Annotated in this window: 14 protein-coding genes and 1 other annotated feature; all 14 genes read right to left on the reverse strand. The window is 50.2% G+C overall.

The annotated features are described in order from the left end of the window. On the reverse strand, positions 1-1200 hold a 1200-nt coding region (locus ACUVTU_RS05430), incomplete at its 3' end, for a hypothetical protein (RefSeq protein ID WP_445888943.1). Further along, positions 1191-3506, reverse strand: a complete 2316-nt coding sequence (locus ACUVTU_RS05435) for a glycosyltransferase (RefSeq protein ID WP_445888944.1) — start codon at positions 3504-3506, stop codon at positions 1191-1193. The genes ACUVTU_RS05430 and ACUVTU_RS05435, both read right to left, overlap by 10 nt. Next, on the reverse strand, positions 3496-4263 hold the full coding sequence (locus ACUVTU_RS05440) for an ABC transporter ATP-binding protein (protein ID WP_445888945.1): 768 nt from the start codon (positions 4261-4263) through the stop codon (positions 3496-3498). Before ACUVTU_RS05440 ends, ACUVTU_RS05435 begins: the two co-directional genes overlap by 11 nt. After that, the gene (locus ACUVTU_RS05445; protein ID WP_445888946.1) at positions 4260-5042 is read right to left on the reverse strand and encodes an ABC transporter permease; all 783 of its coding nucleotides are present in this window, start codon (positions 5040-5042) and stop codon (positions 4260-4262) included. Before ACUVTU_RS05445 ends, ACUVTU_RS05440 begins: the two co-directional genes overlap by 4 nt. Before the next feature lie 19 nt (positions 5043-5061). Continuing rightward, a complete protein-coding gene (gmd, locus tag ACUVTU_RS05450) occupies positions 5062-6168 on the reverse strand; it encodes a GDP-mannose 4,6-dehydratase (RefSeq protein WP_445888947.1) in 1107 nt (368 codons plus the stop codon). A gap of 60 nt (positions 6169-6228) precedes the next feature. Further along, on the reverse strand, positions 6229-7371 hold the full coding sequence (locus tag ACUVTU_RS05455) for a DegT/DnrJ/EryC1/StrS family aminotransferase (RefSeq protein ID WP_445888948.1): 1143 nt from the start codon (positions 7369-7371) through the stop codon (positions 6229-6231). Between the two features lie 13 nt (positions 7372-7384). After that, positions 7385-8893, reverse strand: a complete 1509-nt coding sequence (wbaP, locus tag ACUVTU_RS05460) for an undecaprenyl-phosphate galactose phosphotransferase WbaP (RefSeq protein ID WP_445888949.1) — start codon at positions 8891-8893, stop codon at positions 7385-7387. A 147-nt stretch (positions 8894-9040) separates the two neighbouring features. Beyond that, positions 9041-9388 (reverse strand): type II toxin-antitoxin system PemK/MazF family toxin, encoded by a 348-nt coding sequence (locus ACUVTU_RS05465; protein WP_445888950.1) that lies wholly within the window; start codon positions 9386-9388, stop codon positions 9041-9043. Further along, positions 9388-9627: an AbrB/MazE/SpoVT family DNA-binding domain-containing protein gene (locus ACUVTU_RS05470; RefSeq protein WP_445888951.1), complete on the reverse strand. Its 240-nt coding sequence runs from the start codon at positions 9625-9627 to the stop codon at positions 9388-9390. Before ACUVTU_RS05470 ends, ACUVTU_RS05465 begins: the two co-directional genes overlap by 1 nt. A gap of 112 nt (positions 9628-9739) precedes the next feature. After that, positions 9740-12235, reverse strand: a complete 2496-nt coding sequence (gene leuS, locus ACUVTU_RS05475) for a leucine--tRNA ligase (RefSeq protein WP_445888952.1) — start codon at positions 12233-12235, stop codon at positions 9740-9742. 36 nt (positions 12236-12271) lie between these two features. Next, on the reverse strand, positions 12272-12535 hold the full coding sequence (locus ACUVTU_RS05480) for a type II toxin-antitoxin system RelE family toxin (RefSeq protein ID WP_445888953.1): 264 nt from the start codon (positions 12533-12535) through the stop codon (positions 12272-12274). After that, complete coding sequence (locus ACUVTU_RS05485; protein ID WP_445888954.1) at positions 12525-12755, reverse strand: hypothetical protein; 231 nt, start codon at positions 12753-12755, stop codon at positions 12525-12527. The genes ACUVTU_RS05480 and ACUVTU_RS05485 overlap by 11 nt, the downstream gene beginning before the upstream one ends. Before the next feature lie 115 nt (positions 12756-12870). After that, positions 12871-14535, reverse strand: coding sequence for an AMP-binding protein (locus ACUVTU_RS05490; RefSeq protein ID WP_445888955.1), 1665 nt, complete (start codon positions 14533-14535; stop codon positions 12871-12873). 119 nt (positions 14536-14654) lie between these two features. After that, positions 14655-14880 (reverse strand) — a binding site (T-box leader). A gap of 98 nt (positions 14881-14978) precedes the next feature. Further along, the gene (rsfS, locus tag ACUVTU_RS05495) at positions 14979-15335 is read right to left on the reverse strand and encodes a ribosome silencing factor (RefSeq protein WP_445888956.1); all 357 of its coding nucleotides are present in this window, start codon (positions 15333-15335) and stop codon (positions 14979-14981) included. Positions 15336-15396: the final 61 nt, after the last annotated feature.

Raw genomic sequence — 15396 nt, forward strand, 5'->3', positions numbered from 1 at the left:
ATTACCGTTTAGAATAATTTTTTGTTTTATATATAGATGTTTTAAAAGATAATTATAATCACGTAACAGGTTTACAACATTTTTATTTGGCCTAAACTGACTGGCATAAAACAAATAATTAATTTCACTGCTATTTACAATAAAGTTAGCATATTCACGTTTAACAGATTTTAACAATGCTGTTCTAAAAAAATCATGACACAACTTACGCGTTGCCGAGTCACTATTTGTATCAAAAATAGAGATATTTATTACTTCGTCTAATCTGTTTACACCATGTGGAACAACAAATACATCATCCGGCTTTATATGATACCGCCTTACAAGTGTTTGCCACTTCACATATTGGCTGTAAGTTATATAGTACTTACCTCCCTTAATGGCTTTCTCTACTTGCCTAAAATTATTCAAAAATCGTTCCCCACCAATTGCAGCAAAACCCACAGGGAAATCACCCAGTACAACATCAGGCACACACATCAACCGTGGTGACGCAATTTCATTAAATTGCGGCCAAAAGGCTGCTGGACAGTACCAAGCCAGAATGTCTTTCCTTTTAGCTATTAAGCCAAGCAGAAGACTGGTCTCCCCTTCCGCCATGTAATGATACATTCGCACCACACTAGAGTCTAATTTAGGTTGAGACAATGCACGCATTAATCTCTCCCGTTGTTTCCTTACTTTTTCTCCTTTTAGGAAATGTTGAAGAATTTTTCTGACCAATAAAAAAATAACACGCCACAATATCCTAACCGATGAGAACATTATAATCAAAAACACAAAAGGCAAAAGGGGTACACCAAAAAGCATAAATATCATCCAGTGACGAATAGAAACCAACTTACCAATCAAGTAATCATAGAAAAGATGTTGAACACGTTTCAACTTCGACAACAGACGTGTGTACACACTTAATGAACCACGCCTTTGCCTGAACCAACGATAGCACTCATACATTCTGAGCAGTACCGGTTTGTGTCTGGGAGAAACAAATTCTATTTTTTCAATTTGAACACCCACTTCCAGGCAAAGCTCCCGCAGAATGTCTACCGTCCAACTCGGACAGGCTATAACAAAACCCACGTCCTTCCTGCCCTGGGCAGCCTTGAGGAATTCCGCCAGGTAACGTCCCAACCCTTCGGCACGCAGATCAACTGTTGGAGGGTAAGCCAGAAAAATACCATATTTTTTTAAAGGCATGTTTTAATTGCCTCCCAATAAGCAGGTGCCCAATTTTCCAGTGTTTGAGTAAATAATTTTTCTTTTTTCTGCTGCAGCAACACACGTAGTTTATTATGCATTATTTCCATCTCCTTAAGCTGTCGTCCCATATGATCTGGGTTGTGCGGATCCATCCAGCATAGATTCAGACCAAACTGGGCGCTAATTTCTCGCATAGCGGGATAATCGCTGGATAGAGCAGGCACACCGAGACTGGCCGCCTCCACAACGCTAAAAGTACCACTATCTATTAAACAAGGATGCCAGAGAAAAGCCGCCCCGGCAAGTTGGGCGCGATAGGCATTTTCAGAGAGCTCACCCTTTATCCTGATACAGCTTTGCAAAAACCTACTTTTTTCATAAATGCTTGATACTGATCGCAAATGGGGTAAATCACTGCGTAGTATCTCGTTTGATCCAAAACCCGATATGTGACACTTCAATCTTCCTCCGTACTTTTCATAATAAATTGCCAGCGCTTTAAAGGCATTAACGTGGTTCTTATGTAGTGCCAAATTAGTGGTCCAGAGAAAATACGCGTCTAAATTTTCATCACTTGGTAAAATAAAACTGCTTTCCTTATTCCAGATAGGAGCTAAGATAGGAACCTTAACCACTCTGTCCGCAGGTATACCAGCATATTGTATGGCGTCCTGCCTGGTAAATTCCGTTGTCACCAGGACTTTCTCAGCAGCATGAGCAACTTTAATAAACTGCTGATTTAAACCGCTGGGTAAACAAGGCACATAGCGCTGCAAATAATTGTAAACCATTAATACATAGGGGCGAACAGGCAGTAAACAGTGCTGCAACCTGTCCGATACCACAACCCAAAGATCGCAGTCATAAAACTGCATAATACCATCATCGGGGACTTGATATAAAAAATCTGTTAAAGGTATGTCAATGCCGGCATAGGCCATGGCCCGCCGGGCCTCCTGTGCATCCAAAATACGCCACCGGAAGGGTCTCCGCTGGATTGATGGCGGCAGGTCGGCAAAATCCTCTGATGTATATAGGGAAGGATCATCGAGGTGGGCAAATACCACATCGACTGGTTCACCAGCTTGTTTGCTCCCCAGTTCTATCTCCTCCGCCAACATTTTAGCGCCGCGCAAAGTACCACCCCTATAACCTATTGGGAGTATCACAGCAATGCGCGGCTTTCTATTACTGTGAGAAACTGCTTTGACGGAAGAGGAATTGTCAATACTCTTTAAGCTGTCCAAAACTTGTTTGAAATTTTCACGCCAGTAAGTAGCACATTTTTCAAAATTCATCGACTCCAACAGGCAAACCTGACTGCGGCGTACTTTCTCAATAAAATTCCAATCATCTTGCATAATGCGCCGGATTTTTCGGCGGGCTTCTTTGACAGATTTACAACGTCCGGGCAACTCTTTCCCACCCAGGCGGTCTAACATACCGCCTGCCATAAAAATTAAAGGCATGCCAAACTGAATTGCTTCAAAAGGATGATAGTGAATATGGTTTTGTTCTGTACTGTGATAGAACATTACGCGCAGCCTTTGCATATTTTGCTCGTGGATCTCTTTTGGAACAAATCCAATTACATTGTGGTCGTTTACCGGTACTGGCTGAGCACCGCCAATAACATATTCAAAACCGGAAAAGTTACGCTTAAAAGAATCGTATACTGCTCTGTAATACGGTGATGTACCTATTCTTGGACATACAAAAAAAATTTTCCTTTGCTCTCCCGTCCATTTTGCTCTAGATACCTCCGCCTGCTGCAAACCAACCGGTAAAAAACAAAATCGTTCAAATAAGATGCCGGTTTCGTTATCTCTTAAATGTTCATAATCCGCGCCAAACCAAAACCTGTTGTATATTTTTTGCAGTCTTAAAAATTCTCCTGTACTAAACCACTTTTTTAATAACTGTGTATATGAAAACCCTGCTGCCAACCCAAAGGCGCGCAAAATAATAACCCCGCGAAAGTTTCTTATTGTTGCTTTTATTTGTTGCGGAAAAAAACCAATAATAACAATATCAAAGTAATTATTAGCTATTTCCCATGCTTTAGCGCTGGGGTTTTCATACCAGTTCTCCTGATTCAATATCTGTAAACTATGGCTTGGAATAGTTAGAGTAGAATCGGTAGAATAATCTACACTGGCAGAAAGATTACCTTCATCATAAGGGAAATTCTTCGGTGTGAAGACCTCGTTTATTCCCAGGGCCGCGAGCTGACCAAGCTCAAATTTGCGTAAAGTGGTGTGGTTTAAAAGCCACATTACTCTGGTCTTGCCATCAACTGCCATCTACAAGCACCATCCCATTAATCCGCTGATACATTTGCACCGCAGAAGCAATATCCCCGTCATAGACTACTTCACCCCTGTGTAACACTACACCCCGCTGGCATAAGGACTGGAGTGCCCCAAAATCGTGGGAAGCCAAGATCAGTATTTGAGAGCTCTCCACCAGTTGCAAGATTCTTTTCTTTGCTTTGTCCATAAACCTGGCATCTCCAGCCCCTATCAACTCATCCAGCAATAAAATATCGCCGCTCACAACTGTTGAGATGGCAAAGGCCAACCGCACTTGCATGCCAGCAGAGTATGTTTTAATAGGATAATCAATAAACTCACCTAGATCAGCAAAAGAAATAATCTCATCCTGCAATTCTTTTATTTTACGGGGAGATAACCCCATCAACAATCCTCTGTACAAAATGTTTTCCCGGCCAGTAGCATCGGGCTCAAACCCCAAACTTAAATCAAACAAAGACCTTACTGTACCATCAACCTGACGCATCCCACTGGAAATAGGATAAAGGCCAGCCACCATTTTTAAAAAAGTGCTTTTGCCGGCGCCATTATGTCCTAGCAATCCTACCCGCTCACCGGCACCTATTTTCAAGTTAATGTTTTTTAGCGCATGCACATCCTGAATTACGGTACCCATTCTTCGCCGCTTCAATAAGCTTCCCAAAAGTGACTTCAACGATCGCTCCTTGAAAGCAACCGAATAATAATGCAGGTTAAGATTTTGCAGTAAAATATTAGGCGATTTCAAAGATAAAAAATCACCCTTTCCTCTGCCCTACTACCGATATATAGTGCTAATAAACTAAAAATAATCATTGTACTAAAGCAAAAATAATAGTTTTCTATAGTAGGCCATTCTCCACGCAGTAATGGGGCCCGGATTATTTCCAAAAGGTGATAAACTGGGTTATAATCAACCAGCACATCAAGGTTTCCATTCCTAAAAAGCTTATCTTCAAAGTAAATCGGAGAAACAAACCAGAGTGCCTGAAACACCAAACCCAGCGCGTGAGGCACATCGCGAAAGCGTACCCCAATGTAGGCGAGCATTGTAACTAATGGCCAAACTGTCAGCGCTACCAGCGGGTACAGAGAAAGCGCCGCCAACCAGCACCAGCCGAAATTCTGAGGCATTATAACAAGCACCCATATTACCAATCCTATGCTAGCAAGCATTAAGACAAATAAATTTGTTATTGTTGTTCGCAATGTGTATATAGCCAATGGATGCCTGCACTGCTTGATATATGCATCAGCCTGAACAAAAGCGAGAGAACCACCGATTGCTGTAGAAGTGACAAACTCCCAAAATATCATGCCGGATAAAACATAAGGCGCATATAATCTAATGTCAGTATTAAAAATCTTACTAAAAACAATCGATAAAAGAGCTGTCATACCTAGAGGTTGAATTATTGACCAAAGCATGCCTAAAAAAGAACGACGCCATCTGGCACGCAAGTCAGAAAGGGCTAGATGCATCCAGAAATATCTTGCAGCCCATATACCTTGCCAGTACTTTTTCATTGTAATATCGTTCCTTTCTTTACTCCTGGGGCTCAAAAACATGATAGCCATTTGCTTTACACAATAAACTCTTGCGAGCATCTTTTAAATCCTCTTCTACCATCATGCACACCAACTCTGTAAAACTAACTCTAGGTATCCATCCTAGTTTTTGCCTAGCCTTTGTAGCATCTCCCAACAAAAAATCCACCTCTGTAGGTCGGAAATAACGAGGGTCTACACGTACCAACACTTTTTTGGTGCAGATGTCAATACCAACCTCATCAATTCCTTCTCCCTGCCAGGCAATATTAATACCAACGTGCTCAAAAGCCTTTTCTACAAATTCCCGCACTGAATGTGTTTCACCTGTAGCAATCACATAATCATCAGGTTCATCTTGTTGCAATATCAACCACATAGCTTCGACGTAGTCCCCTGCAAAACCCCAGTCCCTCTTAGCATCTAGATTGCCCAAATAGAGAGTATCCTGTAGCCCTAGCTTAATCCGTGCTACAGCACGCGTAATTTTACGTGTTACAAATGTTTCGCCTCGCACAGGTGACTCATGATTAAATAAAATACCATTACATGCGAAAATATTATAAGCTTCCCTATAATTTACGGTTATCCAATAAGCATAAAGTTTTGCCGCTGCATAAGGGCTGCGTGGGTAAAATGGTGTGGTCTCCCTTTGAGGAACTTCCTGAACTTTGCCAAACAACTCACTTGTTGATGCTTGATAGAATTTTGTTTTTTCAGTTAATCCCAAAATACGAATTGCTTCCAAAAAACGCAATGTACCCAAAGCATCAGCATTAGCTGTGTACTCAGGGGTTTCAAATGATACTGCAACATGGCTTTGTGCTGCCAGGTTGTAAATTTCATCCGGCTCTACTTGTTGAATAATACGTATCAAGTTCGTAGAGTCTGTTAAATCGCCATAGTGCAAAAAAAACCGCAAATTTTCTTCATGAATGTCGCGGTGCAAATGATCTATGCGGTGAGTGTTAAACAAAGAACTTCTGCGCTTAATACCATGAACAATGTATCCCTTATTTAAGAGAAATTCGGCCAAATATGCGCCATCCTGACCTGTTATCCCTGTAATTAACGCGATTTTCTGCTTTTTATTATTTCTGTTCATATGTAATAACAACTCCTAAACTAATTAAACATCTTTTCTTATCAAATCAGCAGACTAAAATCAATCATGCATAGAATAAAAATCTTTAATCGCCTTAGCAACTAACTTGACATGTTCTCTCGTTAACCCTGGCCAACTTGGCAGGTTAATACCTCTACTCCCAAGGCTCTCAGCAACTGGATGACTCTGGTACTTTGCAGAATACATGGGCATTGTGTGAACGGGATAAAAAAGGGGGCGTGTTTCAACACCTCGCTTAGCCAAAAACATCCTAAGCTCATCTCTCAGCTCCGGTTTTTCCACTAATATAGAACACATCCAGTATGAGTGTATTACATCACCATTCTCACTGTGCATATTCACGGGAAGCCCTTTAAGTTCTTCTTTATACCAATTTGCTAGTTGTCTTTTCTTGGCTAAAAAATCCCTGGCCTGCTCCAGTTGAGCAAGTCCAATGGCAGCACATATATTTGTCATTCTATAGTTATAGGCAACCATATCGTGCCAATACTCCTTATAATTCACAACTCCCTGGTTTTTTAGACGCACAACACGGTCGTAAAGAATCTTGTTATTAGTTACTACCATTCCTCCCTCACCAGTAGTAATGGTCTTATTGCCGTAAAAGCTAAACGTGCTTATATCGCCAAATGTACCAACATGCCTGCCTTTATAGTAAGCACCAAAAGCTTCTGCACAATCTTCCACAATAAATAAGTCATAATCATTAGCTATTGAAGTAATCTCATCCATGTCACAAGGGTGACCATAAAGATGTACAACCATTATTGCCTTGGTTCGCGGTGTTAGATTTTTAAATATACTTTTGGGATCCATCTGCCAGGTAAGAGGATCAGAGTCAACAAAAACAGGCCTTGCGCCCACATGCACTATTGAGTTTACTGAGGCAACATAAGTTAAGGTGGGCACTATAACCTCATCATCTATTCCTATACCCAAAGCAAGAAGCGCTAAATGTATTGCTACCGTACCATTAGATACAGATGAAGCATATTGAGCGCCGGTAAAACGACAAAAGGCATCTTCAAACTCTTTTACATATTTGCCTTTAGATGATATCCAGTTTGATTTTATACAATCTGTTACGTATTCAAGTTCCCTGCCCGATAAACAGGGCTGGTAAACTGGAATTCGGCATGTATTCATATTACTTAATACACCACCTTTTAATAAATTTGACATTATTCTGCAAAACTCAATACGCCCCCTCCCTTTTGAGTGGCACGGGCAGTGTGCGAACAAGCAGCGTTATATCCATCCACAAGGACCAGTTGCGCACATACCAGGCTTCCAGGCGTATGCGTTCGGCAAACTTAAGCTTGTTGCGGCCGCTCACCTGCCACAGGCCGGTGATGCCAGGCGGGGTGAGCAAAATGGTATCCTGGTAACCGGTTAAATAGTCAGCTTCGGTAAGCAGATAGGGCCGGGGACCCACCAGGCTCATTTCGCCCCGCAGCACGTTGAAAAGCTGGGGCAATTCGTCCAAACTGGTCCTTCGCAAAAACCGCCCCACTCTGGTCACGCGCGGGTCGCTGCCTTTTATTTTGCGGTATTTTTCCCACTCCTGGCGAGCCTGATGATTATTTTGCAGGTAGGCTTGCAATATGGTTTCGTTATCGAGGTGCATGGTGCGGAATTTGTAGCAGTTAAAAGGCCTGCCCCCCCGCCCCAGGCGCGGGCTGATATAGAACACTGGCCCGGGTGAATCCAGCTTAATTGAGCCAGCAACCAGCAACATGACGGGGGAAACCAGCAGCAGGATGATGCTGCCCACCGCCAGGTCAAAGGCCCGCTTGAGAAAGGCGTTAACCGGGCTGGCCAGGTTGTTTTTGATGCGCAGGCCCAGGATTTGCTCGTGGAAGAAGTAGTCGGCCTCCGCCCCCAGCACGGGCAGGCCGAACAGGTCGGGCACCACCAGGATGGATTCACAGCCGGTCTGCAGCGAGTTAACCAGCGCAACCAGTTTGCGGCCGGTAAGTCCGGGCACGGCGACAATCAGATTATAAACACCGGTCTCCCGCATCACCCGGCCCGCATCTTTAAACCCGCCCAGCACCCGCACCTCCGCCTGGTTGCTACCGGACCAGATACAGTGTTTTTTGCGCGGGTCGTCGTCCAGAAAGCCCACCACCTGGTAGCCCAGGTAGGGGTCGGCGCAAAGCGCCTGCAGGATCATCAGGCCGGTGCGGCCGGCGCCCAGCACCAGCACTCTCCGCCGCCAAAGGCCCAGGCGGGCCAGCAAATGTTTGCCGCCATAGCGTACAGCCGGCAGAAAAAGCAGGGCAAAAAGCCAGGCCAGCACCACCAGGGTGCGGGAAACCTCGGTGGTAGTTTTGGTCAGGGTGATTACGGCCAGGGCAAAGACAAAAGCCAGGCACAATGCCTTGACCAGCCGGCCGCATTCCTGCCAGAAACTGTAGCGCCCGGTATACAGCCCTTCGTAAGCCAGGGCGACCGGCACCAGCAGGGCAAACCAGCCGATCTTGCCCAGGATGCCCGGCGGCAGCTGGGGAGCAAAGGCACTGCTGAGATAGGGCAGCACTCCCAGGCGCAGACTGGCAGCCGCGGCGAAGGAAAGCGCCACGGCCAGCACATCCAATGATACCAGGGCGGCCGTCTCGGCCAGGCGCCGCAGCTGTCCGGCCAGGGGCCGGCTGGAAGGGCTTACCGCCTCTATGACGGGAAAAGTGGCCAGTTCGGACATGTTTCACCTTTCCAAATCAAAGGTTCTACAAAGTGACGCATGGCAATGGCAAATGGTGATTGTAAAGTTGATTCGACATATTAACCTTTCTTCCTGCTGGAAATATGCACGAAATTTACATAAATATACATTTAGAGGGTAAAGTTTTTATTCCTGCTGCGGTCTTTCGATAAAACCGGCCAGAATGTCAATAACTTCCTCCAGTATATCGGCGGGTACTTTTTCTAAAAAAAGGGCTTTGCGTGCGGTAATATCTAATGATTTGACCTGTTCGCACATAATCACACCGGTAGTACTGGTTCTTTCATCCAGGGGGACATGTAGAGGGAAGCCCCTCCGGGTGTTGGTGATGGGGCAAACTATGGCCAGGCCGGTAAATCGGTTAAATAAATCATTGCTCACCACCAGCGCCGGTCGATTCCCTTTTTGTCCGTGTCCGACCTGGGGGTCAAAATGCAGCAGAACTATATCCCCCTGTGCGGGCACGTAAGACATCAGAGCACCTCTTTACCCACCGGCCTTCCGGTTTCCCATTCCCGGCCGAGATGTTCCCCAGTGTATCCGGCTATTCTTTCCGCCAGGGTGCGGTGTTTTCTGACGGGAACCAGCACCAGGTTCCCGTCCTGCACTCTGATTTCTAAACGGTCGTTTTCACGCAGCCTGGCCATTTCCAGCAAGACTTTGGGCAATCTGATGGCCTGACTGTTGCCCCATTTCTGAATGGTTGTGTACATTGCTGATCACTCCTTGCCTTCAGTTTATACACAGTATCTACACCTGTCAATCTCATCAAGCAAAATGCGCCCGCCGGTGAGGACGGGCGCACCATTCTCTAAAAATATTATTTCATTTCACCACAATATTCACCAGTTTGCCGGGCACGGCAATCACTTTGAGCACCTGTTTGCCGGCCAGCAGCTTTTGCACTTTTTCCTGGGCCAGCACGGTTTCCTGCAGCTGCCCGGCAGAAAGGCCGGCGGGCACCAGCAGGCGGTCGCGGATCTTGCCGTTTAGCTGCACCACAATGGTCACTTCGTCCTCCTGCACGGCAGCTTCGTCCCAGGCCGGCCAGGGCTGGCGGTGAATGCTGCCGCTGTGCCCGGTGAGCTGCCACAGCTCCTCGGTAATGTGCGGGGCAAAGGGAGCCAGGAGCAAAAGCAGGCTGTCCACGGCACTGCGCAGCACGCCGGGGTCGCGGTCGCAGGCCGGGGCCTCTTTGTACTGGTACAGGGCGTTGACCATTTCCATGATGGCGCTGACCGCGGTGTTGAAGTTGAAGCGGTGGCCGATGTCCTCGGTGACTTTTTTGATGGTCTGGTGGGTGATGCGGTGCATCTGCCGGTTGATGCCGGCCAGCTGAGCGGCGGGCGCAGTGCCCGGAGCCGGCAGTTCACCGGCCAGCGCGGTCACCAGCCGCCAGACGCGGTTTAAGAAACGGGCGCAGCCTTCTACGCCCTGGTCGCTCCACTCCAGGTCGCGCTCGGGGGGCGCGGCAAAGAGGATGAACAGGCGAGCAGTGTCGGCGCCGTAGGTGTCCACAATTTCTTCCGGGCTGACCACATTGCCCTTGGACTTGGACATTTTAGCCCCGTCCTTGAGCACCATGCCCTGGGTGAGCAGGTTGGTAAAGGGTTCGGTGGTCTGCACCAGGCCAATGTCGTACAAAAATTTGGTAAAGAAGCGCGAGTACAAAAGGTGCAATATAGCGTGCTCCACCCCGCCGATGTACTGGTCCACAGGCAGCCAGTGGGCCACCTTTTCCTTGTCCCAGCAGGCCTCCTCCAGGCGCGGCGTGACATAGCGGAAGTAGTACCAGGAGGAACACATGAAGGTGTCCATGGTGTCGGTCTCCCGCCGGGCCGGCGCGCCGCACTGCGGGCAGGTGGTGTGCACGAATTCCGGACAGTCAGCCAGGGGCGATTGCCCGGTGGGCTTAAACTGCACCTCGTAAGGCAGCAGCACGGGCAGGTCGCCTTCAGGTACGGGCACCACTCCGCACCGGTCGCAGTAGATGATGGGGATGGGCGCGCCCCAGTAGCGCTGGCGGGAGATCAGCCAGTCGCGCAGGCGGTAGTTGACCACACCCCGCCCCAGACCCTGTTCTTCCAGGTGCCGGATCACGGCCAGGAGGCCCTGCCGGTTGGGCAGGCCGCTGAAGGGGCCCGAGTTGACCATCACGCCCTCGTCGGCATAGGCGCAGTCCATGCTGTCCGGATCCAGCTGCTGGCCCGGCGGCTGGATGACCACTTTTATGGGCAGGTTGTACTTGCGGGCAAATTCAAAGTCGCGCTGGTCGTGGGCCGGCACACCCATCACCGCGCCGGTGCCGTATTCCAGCAGCACGTAGTTGGCCACCAGCACAGGCACCCGCTCACCGCTTAAAGGGTTGATGCAGTAAGCGCCGGTGGGGTAGCCGATTTTTTCCGTATCGGTGGCCGTGCGGGCAATCTCGCTCAAAGAGCGCACCTGGCGGATGAACTGGCGGATTTCCTCCGCCCGGGGGTTGCCTTCTATCAGCTTTTCCACCAGGGGGTGTTCGGGGGCCAGCACCATGTAGGTGACGCCGTAGAGGGTATCCGGACGGGTGGTGAAGACCGTAATTTTTTCCTCCCGGCCCTCCACGGCAAAGCTCACTTCGGCCCCCTCGCTGCGGCCAATCCAGTTTTCCTGCATGATCTTCACTTTTTCCGGCCAGCCGGTGAGCAGTTCCAGGTCCTGCAAGAGGCGGTCGGCATAGCGGGTGATGGCGAAAAACCACTGCTCCAGCTCGCGCTTTTCCACGGCGGTTTTGCAGCGCTCGCAGGCCCCTTCCTTCACCTGCTCGTTGGCCAGCACGGTGGCACAGGAGGGGCACCAGTTGACGGCGGCTTTTTTCTTGTAGGCCAGGCCGTGCTTGTAGAGCTGCAGGAACAGCCACTGGGTCCATTTGTAGTAGGCCGGATGGCAGGTGGCAATTTCCCGCTGCCAGTCGTAGCTGATGCCCAGCTGTTTGAGCTGGGCGCGCATGGTGGCAATGTTCTGGTAGGTCCAGTCGGCCGGGTGGATGTTGCCGTGTTTGATGGCGGCGTTTTCCGCCGGCAGGCCGAAGGCATCCCAGCCCATGGGGTGCAGCACGTGGTAACCCTGCATGGTTTTGAAGCGGGCCACCACATCGCCGATGGAGTAGTTGCGCACATGGCCCATGTGCAGCTTGCCCGAGGGGTAGGGGAACATTTCCAGACAGTAGTATTTAGGCTTGTCGCTCAGGTCGGGCACAGTATAGAGCTGCTGCTCGGCCCAGATTTGCTGCCATTTGGGTTCGATTTGCTTAAAGTCGTAGCGCTCGCGGTTTTCTCTGGACACTGCTTTGTTAATCCTCCCAAGAGTTAATTGTGTTAATCAATAAACACTGCCCCGGTAGCCCAAAGCATCTATATAAATCAGGCCCTTTTCCGGATCGACAGTGTATACCAGGCGCACTGCTCCCAGACGCAGTCTGAAATAGCCTTTGTACTCACCATGCAATCTTTTTATATCAAGATCACTGCGCCAGGGATCCTGGCGCAGTTTCTCCACCGCCTGATCTATTCTCAGTTGCCATTCCGGCAGCAGCCCCTTGTAAAACTTCAAGGCCTCCCGGTGTATTCTCACTTCATAAACCATGCCGTGCCTCCCAGGCACAATAATCTTCATATTTTCCCTGTCGGCGGGAATGACGGGCCACATTCAGTTGTCCGGCCAGATTTGGGTCGGCAGATACCTCTGCCGTCGCCTCCATCTCTTCTTTTAATGCCAGCAACTCCAGCAAAGAGACAGCCAGGCGCAGGTTTTCCCCGGAAAGCTTTTGCAAAAGCCCGCTGGCCCGGCTCAGGCTGTTTTCCATCAATAACACCCCCTACATAAACTTTAACCCGAACTCCTTAAAAAATCACTATAAAAAATTAAAAAATGGGGTGGAGAACTTTTTTGTTCCACCACCCCGGGGGCAACAGACAATTTCAGGCTGTTTCCACCATGGCCGCCTTTTCCAGATTGAGCTCGCGAATGGCCTGTTCGCGCAGTTTGTACTTCTGCACTTTGCCGTTGGCCGTGGTGGGATAGCTGGTGACAAACCTCACGTACTGGGGTATTTTGTAACGGGCGATTTTGCCCTGGCAGAACTGCTTGATCTCTTCCTCGCTGGCCTGCTGGCCCTCCTTCAGGCAGATGAAGGCCATGACCTCCTCGCCGTATTTTTCGCTGGGCACGCCCACCACCTGCACGTCTTTCACTTTGGGGTGGGTGTAGAGGAACTCCTCAATCTCCCGCGGGTAGATGTTTTCCCCGCCCCGGATAATCATGTCCTTGAGCCGGCCGGTGATTTTTACATAGCCCCGCTCATCCATCACACCCAGGTCGCCCGTATGCAGCCAGCCCTCCCGGTCCACCGCTGCGGCGGTAGCTTCGGGCATTTTGTAGTAGCCTTTCATCACGTTGTAACCGCGGGCGCAGATCTCGCCCTGCACGCCGGGCGGCACGGCCTCGCCGGTCTCCGGGTCGACAATTTTCACTTCCACGCCGGGCAGGGCCCGCCCCACGGTGGAGACGCGCACTTCCAGCGGGTCGTGGGTGCGGGTCATGGTGATGCCGGGGGCCGCCTCGGTCTGGCCATAAGTGATGACAATCTCGCGCATGTTCATGCGTTCCACCACCTGCTTCATCACTTCGATAGGGCAGGGGGCGCCGGCCATAATGCCGGTGCGCAGCGAAGAAACGTCGTAGGGCTGCTTTTCCAGCACCTCCAGCTCGGTGATGAACATGGTGGGCACGCCGTGCAGGGCGGTGCATTTTTCCTGCTGCACGGTTTCCAGCACTTTGGTCGGGTTAAAGGCCTCCAGAGGCACCATGGTGGCTCCGGAAACCAGGCAGGTCAGGGTGCCCAGCACGCAGCCGAAACAGTGGAACATGGGCACGGGGATGCACAGCCGGTCCCGCGAGGTGAAGGCCAGGCACTCGGCAATGCTGATGGCGTTGCCAATCAGGTTGCTGTGGGTGAGCATGACCCCCTTGGGAAAGCCCGTGGTGCCCGAGGTGTACTGCATGTTCACGCAGTCGTCGGGAGAAAGCGATGCCTGGCGGGCGGCCAGCTCGGCCGGCGACACCTGCTCCCCGGCTTCCAGCACCCGGGACCAGGTGAACATGCCCGGGTGCTCTTCCTCACCCAGGAAAATGACGTTTTTCAGCCGGGGCAGGCGGGCGGCATTGAGCCGGCCGGGCCGGCTGTGCTTGAGCTCGGGGCAGAGCTCGTAGATCATTTCCAGGTAATTGGCCTCTTTGGTACCGCCAATCAGCAGCAAAGTGGTGATGTCGGCGTGCTTTAAGAGGTATTCCAGCTCAAAGAGCTTGTAGTGCGTGTTCACAGTGACCAGCACGGCGCCCATTTTGGCGCTGCCGAACTGGACGATGGGCCACTGGGGCACGTTGGTGGCCCAGATGGCGATGTGCTCGCCCCGGTTGACTCCCAGGGCCATCAGGCCGCGGGCCAGCTGCTCGCAGACATTCTTCAGCTGGGCCCAGGTGTAGCGCAGATCCCGGTCGGCGTAGACCAGGGCTTCATTCTGAGGAAACCGGGCGGCGGTGTAATCCAGCATATCGCCAATAGTAATGCGGCTGACAGAGGGCATGGGCAAATATCCTCCCAAATAATAGCACTGAAATTTCGGGGATGGTTCTGCCGCGGCGGCTCGGCAGGCTGCTGCCCCGGGTTCCGGGCCGGGGCTGCAACTAAAAAAGCCCTCGTCCCTGTAGGGACGAGAGCCGGTTGCTCCCGCGGTACCACCCCGCTTGGCCGCGCCATTGCCACGCGACCCGCTCCATGAGCTGTAACGGCGCTCCTCCGGGCCGGCGTACTGCTCTTTCCGCCGACCGGCTCCCGGGCGAGTTGGGCACTCCCTGACGTTGCCTTGCACCGGCCGGCAACTCTCTGCAGTCCAGGGTAGGTGCTTAATACTCCCGTTCACAGCCTTTAGCTGATTTATTGAGTATTATAAGGGCGGGGCAGGCACCTGTCAAGCGGCTGGTATAAATATTTTTACCTTTTCATCACTTATTTTACCGCTGCCACAAATCAGGGCAGGATGTGTGCATTGGCCACCGGGGCATCTCCCCACAGGCGTTCCAAATTGTAGTACAGTCTCTCCTCGTCCAAAAAGATATGGGCCACTACACTGCCGTAGTCCAGCAGCACCCAGCGTCCTTCCCGCAGGCCCTCCCGCCGGGGCGTAAGGCCGTGTTTTTCCTCCACCTGCCGGATGATTTCCTCGGCAATGGCCTGCACCTGGATGGTGGAACGGCCGCTGCAAATGACAAAGTAGTCGGCGATGATGGACACCCGGCCGATGTCCAGCACGGTGAAACCGTAGGCCTTTTTGCTTTCCGCCGCCTGCACAATGCTTTGCGCCAGTTCCTGTGGGGACAGGGTCAAACAGCATTCCTCCTCTTATTATTTAGAATCACTTTTTCTAAAATTATACCCCAAACACCCG

The organism is Desulfurispora sp. (genome assembly GCF_052744395.1).

Bases quoted from the DNA above. Each gene is read 5' to 3' on its own strand.
- ACUVTU_RS05435 (WP_445888944.1), bottom strand. From the start codon at position 3,506: ATGGCAGTTGATGGCAAGACCAGAGTAATGTGGCTTTTAAACCACACC.
- ACUVTU_RS05445 (WP_445888946.1), bottom strand. From the start codon at position 5,042: ATGAAAAAGTACTGGCAAGGTATATGGGCTGCAAGATATTTCTGGATG.
- gmd (WP_445888947.1), bottom strand. From the start codon at position 6,168: ATGAACAGAAATAATAAAAAGCAGAAAATCGCGTTAATTACAGGGATA.
- ACUVTU_RS05455 (WP_445888948.1), bottom strand. From the start codon at position 7,371: ATGTCAAATTTATTAAAAGGTGGTGTATTAAGTAATATGAATACATGC.
- wbaP (WP_445888949.1), bottom strand. From the start codon at position 8,893: ATGTCCGAACTGGCCACTTTTCCCGTCATAGAGGCGGTAAGCCCTTCC.
- ACUVTU_RS05465 (WP_445888950.1), bottom strand. From the start codon at position 9,388: ATGTCTTACGTGCCCGCACAGGGGGATATAGTTCTGCTGCATTTTGAC.
- ACUVTU_RS05470 (WP_445888951.1), bottom strand. From the start codon at position 9,627: ATGTACACAACCATTCAGAAATGGGGCAACAGTCAGGCCATCAGATTG.
- ACUVTU_RS05480 (WP_445888953.1), bottom strand. From the start codon at position 12,535: ATGGTTTATGAAGTGAGAATACACCGGGAGGCCTTGAAGTTTTACAAG.
- ACUVTU_RS05485 (WP_445888954.1), bottom strand. From the start codon at position 12,755: ATGGAAAACAGCCTGAGCCGGGCCAGCGGGCTTTTGCAAAAGCTTTCC.
- ACUVTU_RS05490 (WP_445888955.1), bottom strand. From the start codon at position 14,535: ATGCCCTCTGTCAGCCGCATTACTATTGGCGATATGCTGGATTACACC.